Annotated in this window: 16 protein-coding genes; 1 reads left to right on the forward strand and 15 read right to left on the reverse strand. The window is 64.7% G+C overall.

Annotated features, from left to right (window positions below; genetic code table 11):
* From VGH98_15975 to VGH98_16005, 7 genes are all read right to left on the reverse strand, one after another.
* Window positions 1–588, reverse strand: a 588-nt coding sequence (locus VGH98_15975) for an NAD-dependent epimerase/dehydratase family protein (protein ID HEY2377477.1), incomplete at its 3' end; no start/stop codon positions are given.
* A gap of 235 nt (window positions 589–823) precedes the next feature.
* Window positions 824–2,137, reverse strand: a complete 1,314-nt coding sequence (gene hflX, locus VGH98_15980; protein ID HEY2377478.1) for a GTPase HflX — start codon at window positions 2,135–2,137, stop codon at window positions 824–826.
* Between the two features lie 3 nt (window positions 2,138–2,140).
* Window positions 2,141–2,608, reverse strand: coding sequence for an LEA type 2 family protein (locus VGH98_15985; GenBank protein ID HEY2377479.1), 468 nt, complete (start codon window positions 2,606–2,608; stop codon window positions 2,141–2,143).
* Between the two features lie 75 nt (window positions 2,609–2,683).
* Window positions 2,684–4,030, reverse strand: a complete 1,347-nt coding sequence (locus VGH98_15990) for a replication-associated recombination protein A (protein HEY2377480.1) — start codon at window positions 4,028–4,030, stop codon at window positions 2,684–2,686.
* 214 nt (window positions 4,031–4,244) lie between these two features.
* The gene (locus tag VGH98_15995; protein HEY2377481.1) at window positions 4,245–4,958 is read right to left on the reverse strand and encodes a ZIP family metal transporter; all 714 of its coding nucleotides are present in this window, start codon (window positions 4,956–4,958) and stop codon (window positions 4,245–4,247) included.
* Window positions 4,955–5,482, reverse strand: a complete 528-nt coding sequence (locus VGH98_16000; GenBank protein ID HEY2377482.1) for a hypothetical protein — start codon at window positions 5,480–5,482, stop codon at window positions 4,955–4,957. The genes VGH98_15995 and VGH98_16000 overlap by 4 nt, the downstream gene beginning before the upstream one ends.
* Before the next feature lie 19 nt (window positions 5,483–5,501).
* Window positions 5,502–6,803: a CCA tRNA nucleotidyltransferase gene (locus VGH98_16005; GenBank protein HEY2377483.1), complete on the reverse strand. Its 1,302-nt coding sequence runs from the start codon at window positions 6,801–6,803 to the stop codon at window positions 5,502–5,504.
* A 171-nt stretch (window positions 6,804–6,974) separates the two neighbouring features.
* Here VGH98_16005 and VGH98_16010 point away from each other — a divergent pair, with 171 nt between their 5' ends.
* Entirely contained in the window at window positions 6,975–7,370 is a 396-nt protein-coding gene (locus tag VGH98_16010) for a hypothetical protein (protein ID HEY2377484.1), read from the forward strand.
* 48 nt (window positions 7,371–7,418) lie between these two features.
* On the opposite strand, the gene VGH98_16015 is transcribed toward VGH98_16010, so the two are convergent.
* The 8 genes from VGH98_16015 to recA form a co-directional block, all read right to left on the reverse strand.
* Entirely contained in the window at window positions 7,419–8,387 is a 969-nt protein-coding gene (locus tag VGH98_16015; protein ID HEY2377485.1) for an asparaginase, read from the reverse strand.
* Complete coding sequence (locus tag VGH98_16020) at window positions 8,384–9,139, reverse strand: SDR family oxidoreductase (protein HEY2377486.1); 756 nt, start codon at window positions 9,137–9,139, stop codon at window positions 8,384–8,386. The genes VGH98_16015 and VGH98_16020 overlap by 4 nt, the downstream gene beginning before the upstream one ends.
* Complete coding sequence (locus tag VGH98_16025) at window positions 9,136–9,711, reverse strand: SIS domain-containing protein (GenBank protein HEY2377487.1); 576 nt, start codon at window positions 9,709–9,711, stop codon at window positions 9,136–9,138. The genes VGH98_16020 and VGH98_16025 overlap by 4 nt, the downstream gene beginning before the upstream one ends.
* Before the next feature lie 66 nt (window positions 9,712–9,777).
* Window positions 9,778–10,533 (reverse strand): CpsB/CapC family capsule biosynthesis tyrosine phosphatase, encoded by a 756-nt coding sequence (locus tag VGH98_16030; protein HEY2377488.1) that lies wholly within the window; start codon window positions 10,531–10,533, stop codon window positions 9,778–9,780.
* A 3-nt stretch (window positions 10,534–10,536) separates the two neighbouring features.
* On the reverse strand, window positions 10,537–10,872 hold the full coding sequence (locus VGH98_16035) for a hypothetical protein (GenBank protein ID HEY2377489.1): 336 nt from the start codon (window positions 10,870–10,872) through the stop codon (window positions 10,537–10,539).
* Complete coding sequence (gene alaS, locus VGH98_16040; protein ID HEY2377490.1) at window positions 10,869–13,652, reverse strand: alanine--tRNA ligase; 2,784 nt, start codon at window positions 13,650–13,652, stop codon at window positions 10,869–10,871. Before alaS ends, VGH98_16035 begins: the two co-directional genes overlap by 4 nt.
* Before the next feature lie 360 nt (window positions 13,653–14,012).
* Window positions 14,013–14,666, reverse strand: a complete 654-nt coding sequence (locus VGH98_16045) for a regulatory protein RecX (GenBank protein HEY2377491.1) — start codon at window positions 14,664–14,666, stop codon at window positions 14,013–14,015.
* 358 nt (window positions 14,667–15,024) lie between these two features.
* Complete coding sequence (gene recA, locus VGH98_16050) at window positions 15,025–16,068, reverse strand: recombinase RecA (protein HEY2377492.1); 1,044 nt, start codon at window positions 16,066–16,068, stop codon at window positions 15,025–15,027.
* Between the last annotated feature and the right edge of the window lie 28 nt (window positions 16,069–16,096).

Consider the following 16,096-nt stretch of genomic DNA (forward strand, 5'->3'; position numbering starts at 1 on the left):
CGCTGCCGGGCTCTTCTCTCGCCCGCCATCGTACGTGCCTAACGGCCCGTAGATGTTGTGGAAGCGCACCACCCGCGTCTCGAGCCCGTGGTCCTCGGTGTAGTGCCGGCACTGGCGCTCGCTGAAGAGCTTCTCCCAGCCGTAGCCGTCCTCGGGATCGGCCGGATACGCGTCCGCTTCCTTGAGCGGCGTCACGTCCCTGCTCGTCTGCTTGTAGCCGGGATAAATGCAGGCCGAGCTCGTGTAGAGATAGCGCTGAATCCCGTTCAGCCGCGCTGCCTCGAGCATGTGAATGTTGATCAGCACGTTGTCGTGCATGATCACGGCCTTGTTATGCTCGATGAACCCGATCCCGCCCATGTTGGCGGCGAGGTTGTAGACCTCGTCGATTCCGCGCGTCGCTTGCAGGCAGTTACCCCAGCGCCGGAGATCCAGGAGCTCGAACTCGTCGGCCCGTGTCGGTTCGTACTCCGGCTCTTTGACGTCAACGCCGCGCACCCAATAGCCCCGGTCTTTCAGGTAGCTCACCAAATGATGGCCGATGAAGCCGCCAGCTCCAGTCACCAATACACGGGTCTTCGCGCTCATGTGCTCAAAGAGGAGAAGGGTTTCGAGTGTAAAGCAGCGCTCACGCGCGCTGTGCTGCACGCGGCATTCGTGATCACTAACTCATCTCGTGATCGGGCAAGGCGTGAGCTCTTTTCGGGGTGCATTCCACCCCACCGTTGTGGCCCGGATGTGCAATCTCCGGGCCCGTCACCGGTTACGGTTCAGGGAAGCTCGACAGGTGCACGCTGTGATGCAGAGTGAACTGCACCACACGTCAGATGGGCGTCGCGATGCCCCCGATGACCTCGGCGCCGGCGCGTCGAAGGCGGCCGGCGAGCGCGTCGTCGACGCGCGCGCGAATGATGAGCTGATCGCCATCGGTACGCTGATCGACGACCTCACCACCACGATGAATCTCCGCGAGCAATTTCCCGTCACCAGCTGAGAATCTGATCTCGGTGAGCGGTCGACGCGCGCGAATGGCTGAGCCCAGCGCACGTCGCAATGGCTCGAGGCCGCCATCGTGAACAGCCGAGACGAATACGGCGCCCTTCACGAGCCGGCCGATGCGCTCCTGCAACGCGAGCAGTTCCTCCTCGCTCAGGAGGTCGGTCTTGTTGAACACGAGCAGCTGCGGCCGGTCTCCGACGCCCAGCTCCTCGAGGACCTGCTCGACGACGAGGCGCTGGTCTTCCCACAGCGGCTGACTCGCATCGATCACGTGGAGGAGCAGGTCGGCCTCGGCCGTCTCCTCGAGCGTCGCGCGGAACGATGCGACGAGATGGTGTGGGAGTTTTCGGATAAAACCGACGGTGTCGGTGACGAGCACCTTCGCCTCGCCGACGTCGACCTCGCGCGTGAGCGGATCGAGCGTCGCGAAGAGGCGGTCTTCGATGAAGATGTCTTGCCCGCCGCCCGTGAGGCCGGACAAGATCGACGATTTGCCCGCATTCGTGTAGCCGACGAGCGAAGCCTTGAATGCGCGCTGTCGCGATTGCCGCTGGACGACGCGTCCTTTCTGTACGTCGCGGAGGCGCTCCCTGAGGAGCTTGATGCGATGGTTGATGAGCCGCCGGTCCGTCTCGAGCTGCGTCTCACCGGGGCCGCGCATGCCGATGCCGCCCCGGAATTTCTCGAGGTGGGTCCACATTCTCGTCAGGCGCGGCAGCATGTACTCGAGCTGCGCGAGCTCGACCTGCATTTTCGCTTCGGCCGTGCGCGCGCGCGTCGCGAAGATGTCGAGGATGAGTTCCGCGCGGTCGACGACGCGCTGGCCCACGGCGTCCTCGATGTTCTTCCCCTGCGACGGCGACAGCTCGTCGTCGAAGATCACGAGCGACGCATTCCGGTCCGCCACCATGTCGCGCAGCTCGTCGATCTTCCCGGAGCCGAGGTACGTGCCGGGGTGACGCTTGTCGAGCTGTTGCATGATCTGCCCGACAACGACGGCGCCGGCGGTGTCGGCGAGCTCCTGCAGCTCGCGCAGATGGTCGTCGACGGCGCGACGGGCACCGGCGCGCTTGAGCGGCGCGCCGACGAGGACCGCGCGATCGACTGCCGGACCGATGTCGATCGGTTCTTTAGCGATTGGTCAGTTTCCGCGGCTGTTGCCGCCGAGGGTGGAATAGCGGCCCGTCTGCGAGAAGGGCACGGTGAGATTGCCGACCGGCGAACCGACGGTGACGTCGCCTTTCACCGTGTAGAGCACGCTCCCCGTGTTCATCAGCTGACGCCCAGCGGCACCGACACCCGAATACGTGAAACTGATCGGGATATGTACCTGTTGGGTCTTCTTCCCCTCGACGGTGAACCGCTGCATCGTCGTGCCGTTCGCGAAGGGCACGGTGTCGACGAGCACGTTGTAGCGAAGCTGCGTCGCGTCGAGCCGGAAGTCGTTAGGGTTCTGAACATTCAAAACGACGTCGAGCGAGCCGCCGTTCAGGCCGACTCCGGTCACCTTCACGTCCGCGAGGGTGACGACGGGATCCCTGAGTGCCTGTTTGCCGAGTGCCGAGCAACCAACCACTGCCACTGCCGCCGCCAACAAAATTCGTCGCATTGGAACCTCTGATAGGTGATTGGTCGTTGGTGATTGGTTGCTGGTGGTTCATGACTACCGATCGCCAACCACCAATCACTGCTCCGCCTTGCGCTTCAGCTCCTCCCACCAGGCCATGCGCTTCGCGATCTCGCGCTCGAATCCGAATTTCCCCGGTTCGTAGAACGTCGCGCCGCGCAACGACTCGGGCAGATACTCCTGAGGAATGTACGCCTCCTCAGCATCGTGCGCATACTGGTACCCCTGGTGATAACCCAGTTCCTTCATCAGCGGCGTCGGAGCATTCCGGATGTGCAGGGGTACGGGTTCGGCTGGGTGTGATTGGGCCGCTTCCAGCGCCGCACCGAGCGCGCGCTTCGCGCTGTTCGACTTTGGTGCGGTCGCGAGATACACGATCATCTCGGCCAGCGGTAAATATCCCTCTGGCGGCCCCAGATGGTGAAATGCATCGCGTGCGGCGACGGCAATCTTGAGCGCTTCCGGGTCAGCGAGTCCGATGTCCTCAGCCGCCATGGCGAGCGAGCGGCGAAACATGATCATGGGGTCCGCACCACCTTCGATCATACGCGCCATCCAATAGAGTGCGCCCTGTGGATCGCTACCGCGCAGGCTCTTGTGAAAGGCGCTGAGCATGTTGTACGTCTCTTCCCCGCCCTTGTCGTATCGCGCGAAGCGGAGCTGCAGCGCGTCGCGCGCGACGTCGACGGTGATGGTGCCACCGGCACCGACGTGCGTTGCCGCCGCCTCGAGCGCCGTCAACGCGCGCCGCGCATCGCCGTCAGCCTGCTCGGCGATCAGGCCTAACGAGTCCGGCTCGGCGTTCAGCTCCATCGCTCCGAGGCCGCGGTCGCGATCCTCGAGCGCACGCACGAGCAAGCCCTTGATGGCGTCGCGCGAGAGTGATTGCAGCACGAACACCCGCAGCCGGGAGAGCAGCGCACCGTTGATCTCGAACGATGGATTCTCGGTCGTGGCGCCGATGAGCGTGATCGTGCCCGCCTCGACGTGCGGGAGAAACGCGTCCTGCTGCGCCTTGTTGAATCGATGAATCTCGTCGGCAAAGAGAATCGTCCCTCGGCCGAGCCGGCGGCGCCCTTCCGCTTCGTGCACGATCTCGCGCACGCGCGGCACTCCTTCGGTGACGGCCGAGAATGAAACGAACTCGCGATCGGTGTAACGCGCGATCATGCGCGCGAGTGTCGTCTTGCCGGAGCCGGGCGGACCCCAGAAGACCATCGACATCACGTCGCCGCGCTCGATTGCCTCGCGCAATGGTTTCCCGGGGGCGAGTAGGTGCTCCTGCCCGACAAACTCGTCGAGCGAGCGCGGACGTATGCGCGCCGCGAGCGGCTCCGGCGTCCGCGCGGCAAAGAGCGACTCGTTCTGATCGTCGCCGCGACCTCTCGATCTGCGATCAGGCACCAGCTGTCATCCTTGTATCGTGAATTGAAACTGAAATCGCGTCGAGGGCGAGCTCGAGAAGCGAGACGTGAGTGATGAGCTCCGGCCCTTTCGATGTGGCACTCAGGCAACGCCTCACGGAGTAAGCCGGATCTCACCACTCAATTCTCGAGCCTCAAGCTCGCGCGCTTTCCCGGAATTCTGCGAAGGCAAGCGCTTCGCTCAAGATGACAGGTCAGCGAGCAAGCGAGCGCGCTGCCAAGTAGAGCCCACATCCGAAAAGAAAGCTCGTCGGAATTTGCCAGCCGCGCTTCGCCTGGAATTCCGGCACGAGGTTCGACGCGCCGACGTAGAGTGTCACGCCGGCGGCAATCGCGAGGCCGTTCGACTGAAGAAAAGTCAGCTGACCGGTGAGTAAGACGCCGAGAAATGTCGCGGCGCCAAGCGCGGCGGCGGCGAGAAGCGCTCGGCCGCGTCCGGCGCCCGCCGCGAGGAACAGGCTCGAGATCGCCAGACCTTCCGGAAATTTGTGCAGGAGCACCGCCACGAAAACGAGCGCGCCGAGGGAGGAGCTCACTCTCAGCGAGCTCGCGACGGCGACACCGTCGACGAACGTGTGCAGCAGGAGTCCGACGAGGGCGGAAATCGACACGATCTCCGAGACCTCGTGCGTCTCCTCGCCGAAATGAAAGTGCCGGCCGAGCGTGTGCTGGCTGAGATGCACGAGCACGTAAGCGACGAGCGCGACGATCGCGGCGCGACTGCCCGAACGCTCGATGGCCTCCGGAAAGAGATCCAGTACGGTAACCGAAATCAGAAATCCGGCGGCGAGCGAGAGGATCAGGTCGAGCGCGCGAAGGCTCCAGCGCGCGCGGCTGATCACCGCGAGCGCTCCGAGCATGTTTGCGCCTGCTGCCGCTATCGCGTACAGCAGCTCCGCGCGCGTCACGCCGGCTTCAGTCCCAGCCGTTCGACCGCGGCCGCGAGAGCGGTGGCCAGCTCGGGCGCGGCGGGGAAATCCTCACGCTTCATCTTCCAGCTCTTCGTGCGCACGCGCTTCTGTTCCTCGAGCCCTTTGCCTTCGAGCAGGTACAGCCAGCGATCGGTGCGCGCGTAGATGAAAAGCTCGAGATGCGGGTTTAGCGTTAACTGATCTTCCGACGTGAAGATGGAGAACTCGATCCCGCCGTAGCGCGCGAGAAGGATCTTGAGCTTCGCCACCTGCTCGCGCACGTCCGGCAGCGCCACACCCTCACCCTTCCACGTTTGCCCGCCGCGCAGATCCTCGATTACCACGTCGGTGGCCGGCGAGAGCTGCTCGGATAGGGTGAAGAAAAGGTCGACGACGCGCTCGGCGTTGGCGACGACGTGCGCCGCATAGAAGTCGGATTCCTGCACGAACGTGAAGCCGTCGGCGCTGGCGCGAAATCGACGCCAGATGGAGGCTTCAGGGGTGCGGCCGCGAAAGAACAAGGGGGCTAGGGGCTAGGGGCTAGGGGCTAGTCTCCGTCGCGATGCGTTGGGCTTCTTGCAATAGCCAGTCCCTGCTGTTGCGACTCGGGTCCTCGAGCACGGCCTCGAGTAATGCGTTCAGTATCTTACCAACCAGAGGGCTTGGCGGTATCCCTGCAACGCGAAGGTCGTCGCCGTCGAAGGCGAGATCGGCGATCTCGATCGGATCGGTTTGCGCCGCGCGGAGCATGCGCCGATACAGCGAGCGCAATCGAGATTGCAATACTCGATCGTCGGGATGACGCGCCGCCATGGAGGCGGCGGCGATCCGCATGAAGGGAGCGAGATCCAGCCGTCCGATCGCAGCGACCCAGCGTCGCAGCTGCGAGTCGGACACCGGCAGACGCTCCACAAGCGCGTCCCCCAGTCTCGCACCGATCTCGCTCCACGTCTCCGCAAGCTCGGCGACGCGACGGATCTCGGCGCGCGGGAATCGAAGCGCGGTCATTGCCTCACGTGCCCGCGATTCTCCGAGCTCGACGAAGAGTGCGGCGACACGTGTGAACAATCTGAAGGCTTTTGGCGCGAGCGTCGGTAGCGGAAGGAGATCCAGCGCGGCGAGGATGTCGTCGCCGACGTTCGCGAGCAATGGGATCACCGTCGCCAACACGCCCGTGCTCTTCCACCGCGCGAGTGCGCGACCAGGCCGCGTGACCTGGTCCATCGTCTTCTCGAGCTCCTGCTTCACCCGCTCGGGCGACAGGCGGCCCATGTGCGGCGCGCTGCGCTCGATTGCCGCAAGGGTGTTACCCTCGATGTCGAACTCGAAGCGCGCGGCAAACCGAATTGCACGCAATGCGCGGAGCCGATCCTCGCGCATGCGCGCGTCCGGATCGCCGACTGCGCGCACGACACGTCGGCCGAGGTCCGCGCGACCATCAAACGGATCGCGGAGCTCGTCGCGTGAGGGCGAATAGGCGATGGCGTTGATGGTGAAGTCGCGGCGCGCGAGATCCTCCTCCAGCGTCGCGCCGAATTCGACCTCGGCGTGCCGGCCGTCTGTTTTGATGTCTCGGCGGAACGTCGTCACCTCGTGCAGCGTGCCCTGGCCATCGAGGACGCCGACGGTTCCGAACTGAATGCCGACGGGAATCGTACGTCGCTTGCCGAAGACTTCGCGCACCTGCTCGGGCGTTGCCGACGTCGCGAAATCCCAGTCCAGATGGGGATGACCGAGTATCGCGTCGCGCACGGCACCGCCGACGCACCACGCCTCGTAGCCCGACTCCTCCAGGCGTCGGGCGATGCCGAGCACAGGCTCCGGTGGACGCAAAAGGGACATGCTGGAAGGGAAACGGGCTGGTCTGGGACGGATTGGCCGGGCGTTGAGAATAATCGCGACTTCCCCGGTCGAGAAGCGCGTCAGGGGTGCAACGAGTGGCGCGTGAGTACCATATTTGGTTGCCCCCGTAACGATTTAGCGCCGAGTTCGGCCAAGGAAGGAGGTAGGGTTTTGAAGGAGTTGGAGGCACTGCTGGCGCAGTCGCGCGCGTGCGAGAAGTTCAAGGCAGATGTGATCGCGTACTGCGCGCGCGGCGAGGCGGCACGAATTCGGGTCGATTCGTACGTCCCGCGAGTCAAGGTTCAGCGACTACTCAAGCACATCCTTGCGACCGAGCCCGATCTCCCGATCGACGGAGTTGCCGTATCGGGGTCGTCAGGGTGTTCGGACTTCGTGGGAACTGTCGAGGCTCGAGCGCAGAGCGCGACGCACGTGTTCGAGTTCGGATGGTGCTGTCGTTGGCGCGCCGAGCAAGAGGGGTGGACCGATTACTTCGGTTTTCCGGATCAGATTCGTGCCGCGCAGGAGTTCGATTGGCAGTGTTTCCATACCTGGCGGCGCCGGTAAGGTATCGCACCAACAGCTTTTCAAGCCTGGGTCGCCTGTATTCCGCGCTCACTGCTCGAAAAGAGCACGGATCTCCACGTTGGTGAGCTGAGCCCCTAACGCCAACATCAGATCGATCCGGGCCTGCTGCGGTCTGCGGCTGCCGGCGAGGATGGCACCGCGTTCGTGCAGCCGGCGCGCGCCGCCTGGGTAGCCGTAGGTTCGGCCGACGCGGCCACGCTGGACTCGTGAGGCAATGATCACCGGCTTGCCCTCGTCGTGCCAGCGATCGATCCCTTCGATCATCGCCGGGGGAACGTTGCCTCGGCCCATGCCGGCGAGCACCACGCCGCGAGCGTCGCGTCGCGAGGCGTCGAGGAGCCGCGAATCGGATCCGGCCCAGGCGTAAACGATATCGACGGGACCGCCGAGCTCCCGCGGGCTGAGGGCCGGCTGCAACTCGGGCAGCGCGCGGCGGAATACGACCTGTCCGTCGTCCACGACGCCTAACGGTCCGAGGCCGGGACTCTCGAAGGCGTCGACGGCATGCGTGTGGGTCTTGGTCACGTCCAGAGCCGAGAATATTCGGTCGCACATAGCGACGAGGACTCCGAAGCCCGCGGTCGACTCACTTGCCGCCACGCGAACGGCGGCGCCGAGATTTGCCGGACCGTCCCAGCCAAGGTCGCTCGCCGTGCGCATTGCGCCGGTGAAGACGACGGGCTTCGACGCGTCCAGCGAGCGCGCCGCGAGATACGCCGATTCCTCGAGCGAGTCGGTCCCGTGCGTCACGACGATGCCCTGCACTTCGCTCCTGCCAAGTTGTTCGGCGATGGCATTGCGGAGCGCCCACATGCGGTCGGTCGTCATGTGAGGCCCGGGGTACGCGCCGAAGTCGACGATCTCCACGTCCGCGATCTTCTCGATCGCCGGCGCAAGTGCAAGGATGTCGCGCCCCGACATCGACGGGACCGCGCCGCCACTCGCCGGATCGTGGCGCATCGAGATCGTTCCGCCAGTGAAGAGGAGAACGATCATCCGACGAGCACACTACCGCCGTTGACGTTGAGAATCTCGCCAGTGATGTGGCGGCCGAGGTCGGAGCAGAGAAAGACGATCGGACCGGCGATGTCGCGAGGATGAGCGACGCGTCCAAGTGGAATCGAAGCCGCGATACGATCGCGGCCGCCGGCGGCGAACGGCTCCTCGCACATCTCCGTGTCGACCCAGCCTGGCGCAACGCTGTTGACGGTGATGCCGCGCTTCGCGAGCTCGATGCACAACGATTTCACATACGAGATCATTGCGCCTTTCGAGGCGGCATAGTCGGCGTGATAGGCTTCGCCGCGCTGTCCGGCGGTGCTCGACACGAGCACGATGCGTCCGCCGTCGGACATCGAGCGCGCCGCGGCGCGCGTCGTGTAGAACATCGAGTCGACGTTCTCCATCATCGTGCGCCGCCAGCGGCTGTCGTCCATGTCGGCGACCGGAACGTCGTCGGTGGGCCAGATGCCGGCGTTACCGACGAAGAAGTCCAGGCCGCCGAGGTCCTTGGCCGCGCTCCGAATCAGCAACTCCGATCCATCACGCGAGCCGATGTCTTGAGCATATGCGAATGCCCGCACGCCGGCGGCTTTCGCCTGCTCGACGATGCGCACCGCGTCCTCCTTCCGCGATCGATACCCGATGGCCACATCGACGCCGTACTCGGCGAACAACAGCGCTGTCGCCGCGCCGATGCCGCGCGACCCGCCCGTCACCAACGCGCGCTTGCCGCGAAGAGCGTTCACAGCGTTCGCTCCACGAGGTCGCAGATGATGTGCTCGATGCAGAGATGCATCTCCTGCGCGCGATCCGTCCGGTCGGTCGGAATGATCACGGAGTGGTCGGCCAGCTCGAGCAGTGGACCGCCGTCGCGCGCGCTGAACGCAAGCACGGGAATGCCTCGATCACGGGCCGCCTCGGCGGCACGGAGCACGTTAGGCGACGCGCCGCTCGTCGAGTGGATGATCAGGAGATCACCCTCCTTCGCCAGCGCCTGAATCTGTCGCGCGAACACGTGCTCGAAGCCGAAATCGTTGCTGGCGGCGGTGAGGAGCGAGCTATCGGTCGTCAGCGCAATGGCCGGATACGCTCGCCGGTTTCGCATGTAGCGGACGACGTATTCGGTGGCGAGGTGCTGGGCATCGGCGGCGCTGCCGCCATTGCCACAAAAGAACAACGTTCCGCCGGCGCGAACGGTGTCCTCGACGAGTCCGAGCGCGACGTCTAGCTGGGCGCCGAGCTCGTCGGCGACACGGTTGGCGAGGGTCGCGAGATCGCGCAGCGCGTAGGTGAATTGCGCTCCGGGTGTCGACGTCAACGTTCGTATTGGACTGAGGTGGAAGCAGCAGGAGTTGTGAGCACGGGATACGTGTCGCTACGGTGCCTAACGGCTACCCAGCAGGAGCTCTTTGAGACGATCGAACACGCCGCGGCGACGGCCGATGGGCGGAACGGGTTCTATCGGCTCGTTCGCCAATAAGTGAGCCGCGTTTCGCCTCGTGAGCAAATCCGCGGCGTCGTCCGCGCCGAGCTCGGTGAGCCAACGATGCGCGGGCAGCAGTGCGCGCGAGTCGCCGTGCGTGTCGCTCGCGAGGAGATCGACCAGGCCCTCCTCGAGGAGCGACGCGGCCACCGTCCCCTGCGGTCCGCTGGCGAAAACGCCGGCGACATCGGTCTGGATCACCGCCCCAACGCGCCGCCATTCCTCGACGCGCTCCACCGTGCATCCCCAGTAGCGTTCAGGGTGTGCGAGCACGGGGACGATGCCGCTCATCCTGAGCCGAAAGAGCTCTTCCGACGCGTTAGGCGGGATCATCATGCGCGGGAACTCGACGAGGACCGCACTCGAGCCGCCGAGCGACAGCCGCCGGTCGCGCAGGTCGGCACCGGGCTGATCGAGCATGATTTCCCAGCCGAGCTTGAGCTCCGGGCTCTCGACGGCGGCGGCTCGAAGTGAGGCGAGAATCTCGAGATGGCGCTCGTACGGCGCGGCCGCGGCGCGTGATGCGTCCAGATGCGGCGTGCAGACGACGATCTGTACGCCGTCGGCGGCGAAGCGCGCGAGGATCGGGATGGAGACATCGGCCGAGGGTGATCCGTCGTCGACGCCGGGAAGCAAGTGCGTGTGTACGTCGATCATCGATCAGGCGTCGGGCGAGGTCGGCTCTCCCGCCAGTGCTCCGAGCCGCGTCATCGCGGCCGTGGCGCGGTCATCGAGTTTCGCGATGTCAGCGGCCGCCGCTTCGAAGGCATAAGTGACGAGTGCGTCGGCCGCGAGGAGATCGATCGCCGAGTCCCGTCCGAGGGCATCAGGCTGCAAGAGTCGCTCGAGCAGCCCGGTCGCCGCATCGAGGCAGAGCGCGGCTGCGCGTGACGCGTCGTCCTCGGCGCGCCGGCCTAACGCCTCGACGATTCGCTCCATCAGCGCGGGCGGCGGGGCGGGCGTCCGCGATCGCAGCCAGTCGAGCAGCGTCATCACGCCCCGCCGAGGGCGGCGCCCACGAGCTCCAATCCGCGCTGTGCTGCCTCGTCGAATCGATCGGCGTCGGGAAGACCGGCTTGCGCCATATGCGCCTTCCCGCCGCCGCGCCCGCCGGCGGCGGCCGCGATCTCCTTGATCAGCGTGTCGGCGCGAATGCCGCGCTCGCGCAGATCGTCGCTGACGATGACGATGACGCCTCCCTTCCCGTCCGAGAATTTGCTGCCGACGACGCCGACGCCGCTGCCGATGCGCTCTCGTAAGGCGTCGCCGAACACCTGGAGCTCGCGCACGTCACCCGCGCGCACCGTCCCGGACACATAGCGCACGCCGTTCGCGCCAACCGACACCGCTTTCTCGAGCAGCGTCTGCAGTTGATCGCCGCCGCCGCGCATCGCTTCCTCGAGCCGACGCTCGAGCGCTCGCCGCTCCTCGACCAGCTGATTGACCCGGCGCTCTACCTGATCCGCGGGAACGCGAAGCGAATCGGCCACACGATGCAGCGCGCGCTCTTCGCCGCGGACGAACTCGTATGCGCCCGGACCGGTCACTCCTTCGATCCGGCGAACGCCAGCCGCGACTCCCGTCTCGCTCACGATCTTGAAGAATCCGATCTGCGCCGTGTTGCGCACGTGCGTGCCGCCGCAGAGCTCCATCGAGAAGCCAGGGATCTTCACGACGCGCACGACGTCGCCGTATTTCTCGCCGAACAGCGCCATCGCGCCAGCGTCGCGCGCTTCCTGATACGCCATCTCGTCCGTCGTGACCGGGATCGCCTGCCAGATCTCGCGGTTCACGAGTGCTTCGATCTCCTCGAGACGCTCTCGCTTCACCGGCCCGTGATGAGTAAAGTCGAATCGCAGTCGTTCCGGCGCCACGAGCGAGCCCGCCTGATGGACGGCTTCGCCGAGCACCTGCCGCAATGCCGCGTGCAACAGGTGCGTCGCCGTATGATTGCGTTCCGTCTCATGACGCCGCTCGCTCGGCACGCGCGCGGTGACGCGCCCGAAGCGAAAGGTGCCAACGAGCGGACCGACGGCGGCCGGACGCCCATCGATCTTGCGGACGTCGTCGACTTCGACGCGCCAACCGTCGCCGCTGATCTCACCGCGGTCGGAGATCTGTCCACCCGACTCGGCGTAGAATGGCGACTCGCGGAGGAGAACCGCGACGCGGCCGTCCGGCAAATGGCGAACTGCCGTCGTCTGCGTCTCGATCTCGATCGCGTCGTAACCGACGAAGCTTCCCTCAGCGGATTTCTCACCCGGCGGAAGCTCCCATTGGTTCCAGTCGGCGAGGCTATCGGTACCGACCGTGATCTTCCTGGCCCTTCGCTCCGCCTGCGAGCGCTCTCGTTGTGCCTGCAGCGCCGCCTCGAAGCCCGCGATGTCGACGGTATAGCCGCGCTCGCGCGCCATGAGCTCCGTCAAATCGATCGGAAACCCGAAGGTGTCGTACAGGCGGAAGGCATCCTCTCCGCTGATCGTTCCTCGCAGATCGGCGCTGCCCTCGACAGTGAGCGTTGGCGCGAGCTGCTCGAAGCGAGAGAGACCACCCTCGATCGTGGCGAGGAATCCCTGCTCCTCCACGCGCGTCGTCTCGACAATGTGCTTCGCGCGCGCTTTGAGCTCGGGATAGACATCGTTCATCGTTTCGATTACGGTCTCGACGACGTCCACGAGCGTCGGCTCCTTGCGTCCGAGGAGCCATGCGTGCCGTACCGCCCGCCGAAGAATGCGACGGAGCACGTACCCCCGTCCCTCATTGGATGGAAATACGCCGTCGGCTAACAAAAAGGCGACCGCGCGCGCGTGGTCGGCAAGCACACGAAAAGAGGCCGGCGACACCGCATTCGCGATCACATCAGATCCGCCGCGTCCGCCCCGCACCTTCAATCCCGACCGTGGCTCATCGTTCTCGCGTCCCCAGTACGGGATGCCGACGACTTTTTCGACTTTGCGAATCAGCGATGAGAAGACGTCGGTGTGAAAATTGTTCGTCACGCCCTGCAGCGCCGCCGCGATGCGCTCCAGGCCAGCACCCGTATCCACAGATGGCTTTGGCAGCGGCACGAGCGTCCCGTCGGACTGCCGATCGTACTGCATGAACACGAGGTTCCAGATCTCGAGAAACCGGCCCGCCTCGGCACCTTCGACGAAGCCCTCGAGCGAATAGTCGTCGTGGTCCTCGGTCCACTCGCCGTGCGCACCGGCCGGATAGCGCCAATCGTTCGCGAGATGCGCGAGGTCGACGTAGATCTCGGAGCACGGACCGCATGGGCCCGTGTCCGCCATCTGCCAGAAATTGTCCTTGTCGCTGAGACCGTAGATGCGGCTGTCGGGGAGACCGGCGATCTCGCGCCAGAGCGCGCGCGCTTCGTCGTCGGCGTGGTGCACCGAGACGCGAATCTCCTTGGGGTCGAGCGACAGCTCATGCGTGACGAACTCCCAGGCAAACTCAATCGCGTTGCGTTTGAAGTAATCGCCGAAGGAGAAATTGCCGAGCATCTCGAAAAAGGTGTGGTGCCGCGCCGTGTGGCCCACCTGCTCGAGATCGTTATGCTTTCCGCCGGCACGCACGCATTTCTGCGATGTGGTCGCGCGACGCCCGAAGTCTGGCTCCTCGAGACCGAGGAAGACTTTCTTGAACTGGACCATCCCGGCGTTGGTGAACAGCAGGGTGGGATCGTCGCCTGGAACGAGCGAGGAGCTCGGACGGATGGTGTGTCCGTTACGACGGAAATAGTCTAAAAATCGCAGTCTGATTTCAGCGGCCTTCATTCTGCGGAATATAGGACAGCTTGCGAGCATACGCTCGCAGGCTGTCCTATATTCCGCATCAGAAGTCGCTCGCTGGCGCTCGCTCGAAGCCGATATGGAGTCGCTCGCGCTGTGCGCTCGCTCCCGCTCCTCTCGCCTTTATTGTGCTCAGATCTCGATGGCAGGAGCGGAGTCGAGTCTCGATAGCAGGAGCGGAGTCCGGAGGGGCAGCTATGGCGATACTGCCATCCTATCGACCATGCCTAACGGCGTAGGGGCGATGGCAGTATCGTCATAGTGCCCCGGAGCGGCTCCGCTCCCGCGATTGCACGCACGGACGCACGGACGCACGGAACACAACCGCCCTGAGCGACTCCGCAGTCATTCTCTCGCGTGGGCTTCGTCGCGCGACAACACGGTGCGAAGGGTTCGCGCGATGTCGTCGCCGTCATAACCGCGCCGAGCGAGGAACGAGTAGAGTCGGCGTCGCTGGACGGTGGTGTCGAGGCGTTCGAGTGATTTCAACTTCTTGCGCGCGACGCGCTCGAGAGTGCCTTCCTCGTCGACGTGTTCATCCGCGAAGACTTCGGTGATGGCCGCATCGGCCACTTCGCGCGCGACGCCTCGACGAGCCAGCTCCAGCTGCACGCGGCGGCGCGAGAGTCCGGCGCCGACGGCTTTGCTGCGAGCGAACTGTCTCGCGAAGCTGGCGTCGTCGAGAAATCCGGCACGGAGTAGTCGATCGATGGCGACGTCGACGTACTCGGGCAACTCTCGTTTCCTCACGAGCAGCCGCCGCAGCTCGGCTGACGAGCGTGCGCGAAGGGCGATCATGTTCAGCGCTCGATCGTAGGTGGCGACGATGCTCGTCTCGCGCGCCAACGCAGCATCGAGGCGCTCATCGACGACAACGCCGACGGCGAGTCGCAATCGCTCGAGCGCCTCGAGCGAAAGCGTGGCGACGTGGCCACCGTCGACAGCGACGTCGAATCGGCCATTGCGCCGTGGAGCTGCGGTGATCGAAGTAACTAGCATAGATAGAGCGGTGTCGATGGTGGGCGAGATTGAGGCTCGAGCCGCGAGCCATCTCGCATCTGAAGCTCGATCTCGAGACTCGTTGCTGCCTTCTCGTGGCTCGCATCTGGGCTCGCTGATGGCGGGTGAGATGCGTGAGTGCGACTTCGAAAGGGCGGGATCTCATTACTCACGTCTCGCTTCTGGAGCTCGGCCTCGACGCGACTCGTCCCGGAATCTCCGCCTTTTGCCGCGCGCAAAGCGCGCAGCAAAAAGGCCGGGGACCAACAGCCTGATCACGAGGGGAGTATCCGGGTCCCGACGATCCCAGGGCTGCGTGTCCCCGGCCCTGATGCAAAGGCCGGTGCGATGGTGGACGTCAGTCGTCCAGCACCTCTCCGTCTGCCAATCCAGCGCGCGGCGTCATGCCGAGCAGGTTCTTCACCTGCTCCTCGACCTCGGTCATGAGCGCAGGATTGTCCTTGAGGAACATCTTCGAGTTTTCACGACCCTGGCCAATCTTCTGACCCTTATAGCTATACCATGCGCCGGACTTCTCGATGATCCCGGCTTCAGCCGCAATGTCGAGCACCAGGCTCGCGTGGCTGATGCCTTCGGCGTACATGATGTCGAATTCTGCCTGCTTGAACGGCGGCGCCACCTTGTTCTTCACGACTTTCACGCGCACGTGCGAACCGATGACGTCTTCCTTCTCCTTCACCGGACCGATGCGGCGAATGTCGAGGCGCACCGACGCGTAGAACTTGAGCGCCTTACCTCCGGTCGTCGTTTCGGGATTCCCGAACATGACGCCGATCTTTTCACGCAATTGGTTGATGAAAATCACCGACGTCTTCGACCGGGCGATCGCACCCGTGAGCTTGCGGAGCGCCTGGCTCATGAGACGCGCTTGCAACCCGACGTGGGCGTCGCCCATGTCACCTTCAATCTCGGCTTTTGGCACCAGTGCCGCGACCGAGTCGATGACGACGACGTCGATCGCGCCCGAGCGAACGAGAATGTCGGCGATCTCGAGACCCTGCTCGCCGGTATCCGGCTGCGAGATGAGAAGATTCTCGACATCCACCCCGAGTTTCCGCGCGTATTCGGTGTCGAGCGCATGCTCGGCGTCGATATACGCGGCGACCCCGCCCGCGCGCTGTGCGTTCGCAACGACGTGAAGCGAAAGCGTCGTTTTGCCGCTCGACTCGGGACCGTAGATCTCGGTGACTCGGCCCCGCGGAATGCCGCCGATGCCGATCGCCGCGTCCAGGTTGATAGCGCCGGTCGGGATCGCCTCGACTCGCACCTTAGTCTCGGTGCCGAGTCGCATGATCGACCCCTTCCCGCAGGTCTTTTCGATCTGCGTAATGGCCAGATTCAGCGCTTTTTTCTTGTCGTCCGTGATCGTAGAAACGGCCATCGTGCACACATCCTCTCGTTGATCGTGG

Source organism: Gemmatimonadaceae bacterium (assembly GCA_036496605.1).
Classification (GTDB): domain Bacteria; phylum Gemmatimonadota; class Gemmatimonadetes; order Gemmatimonadales; family Gemmatimonadaceae; genus AG2.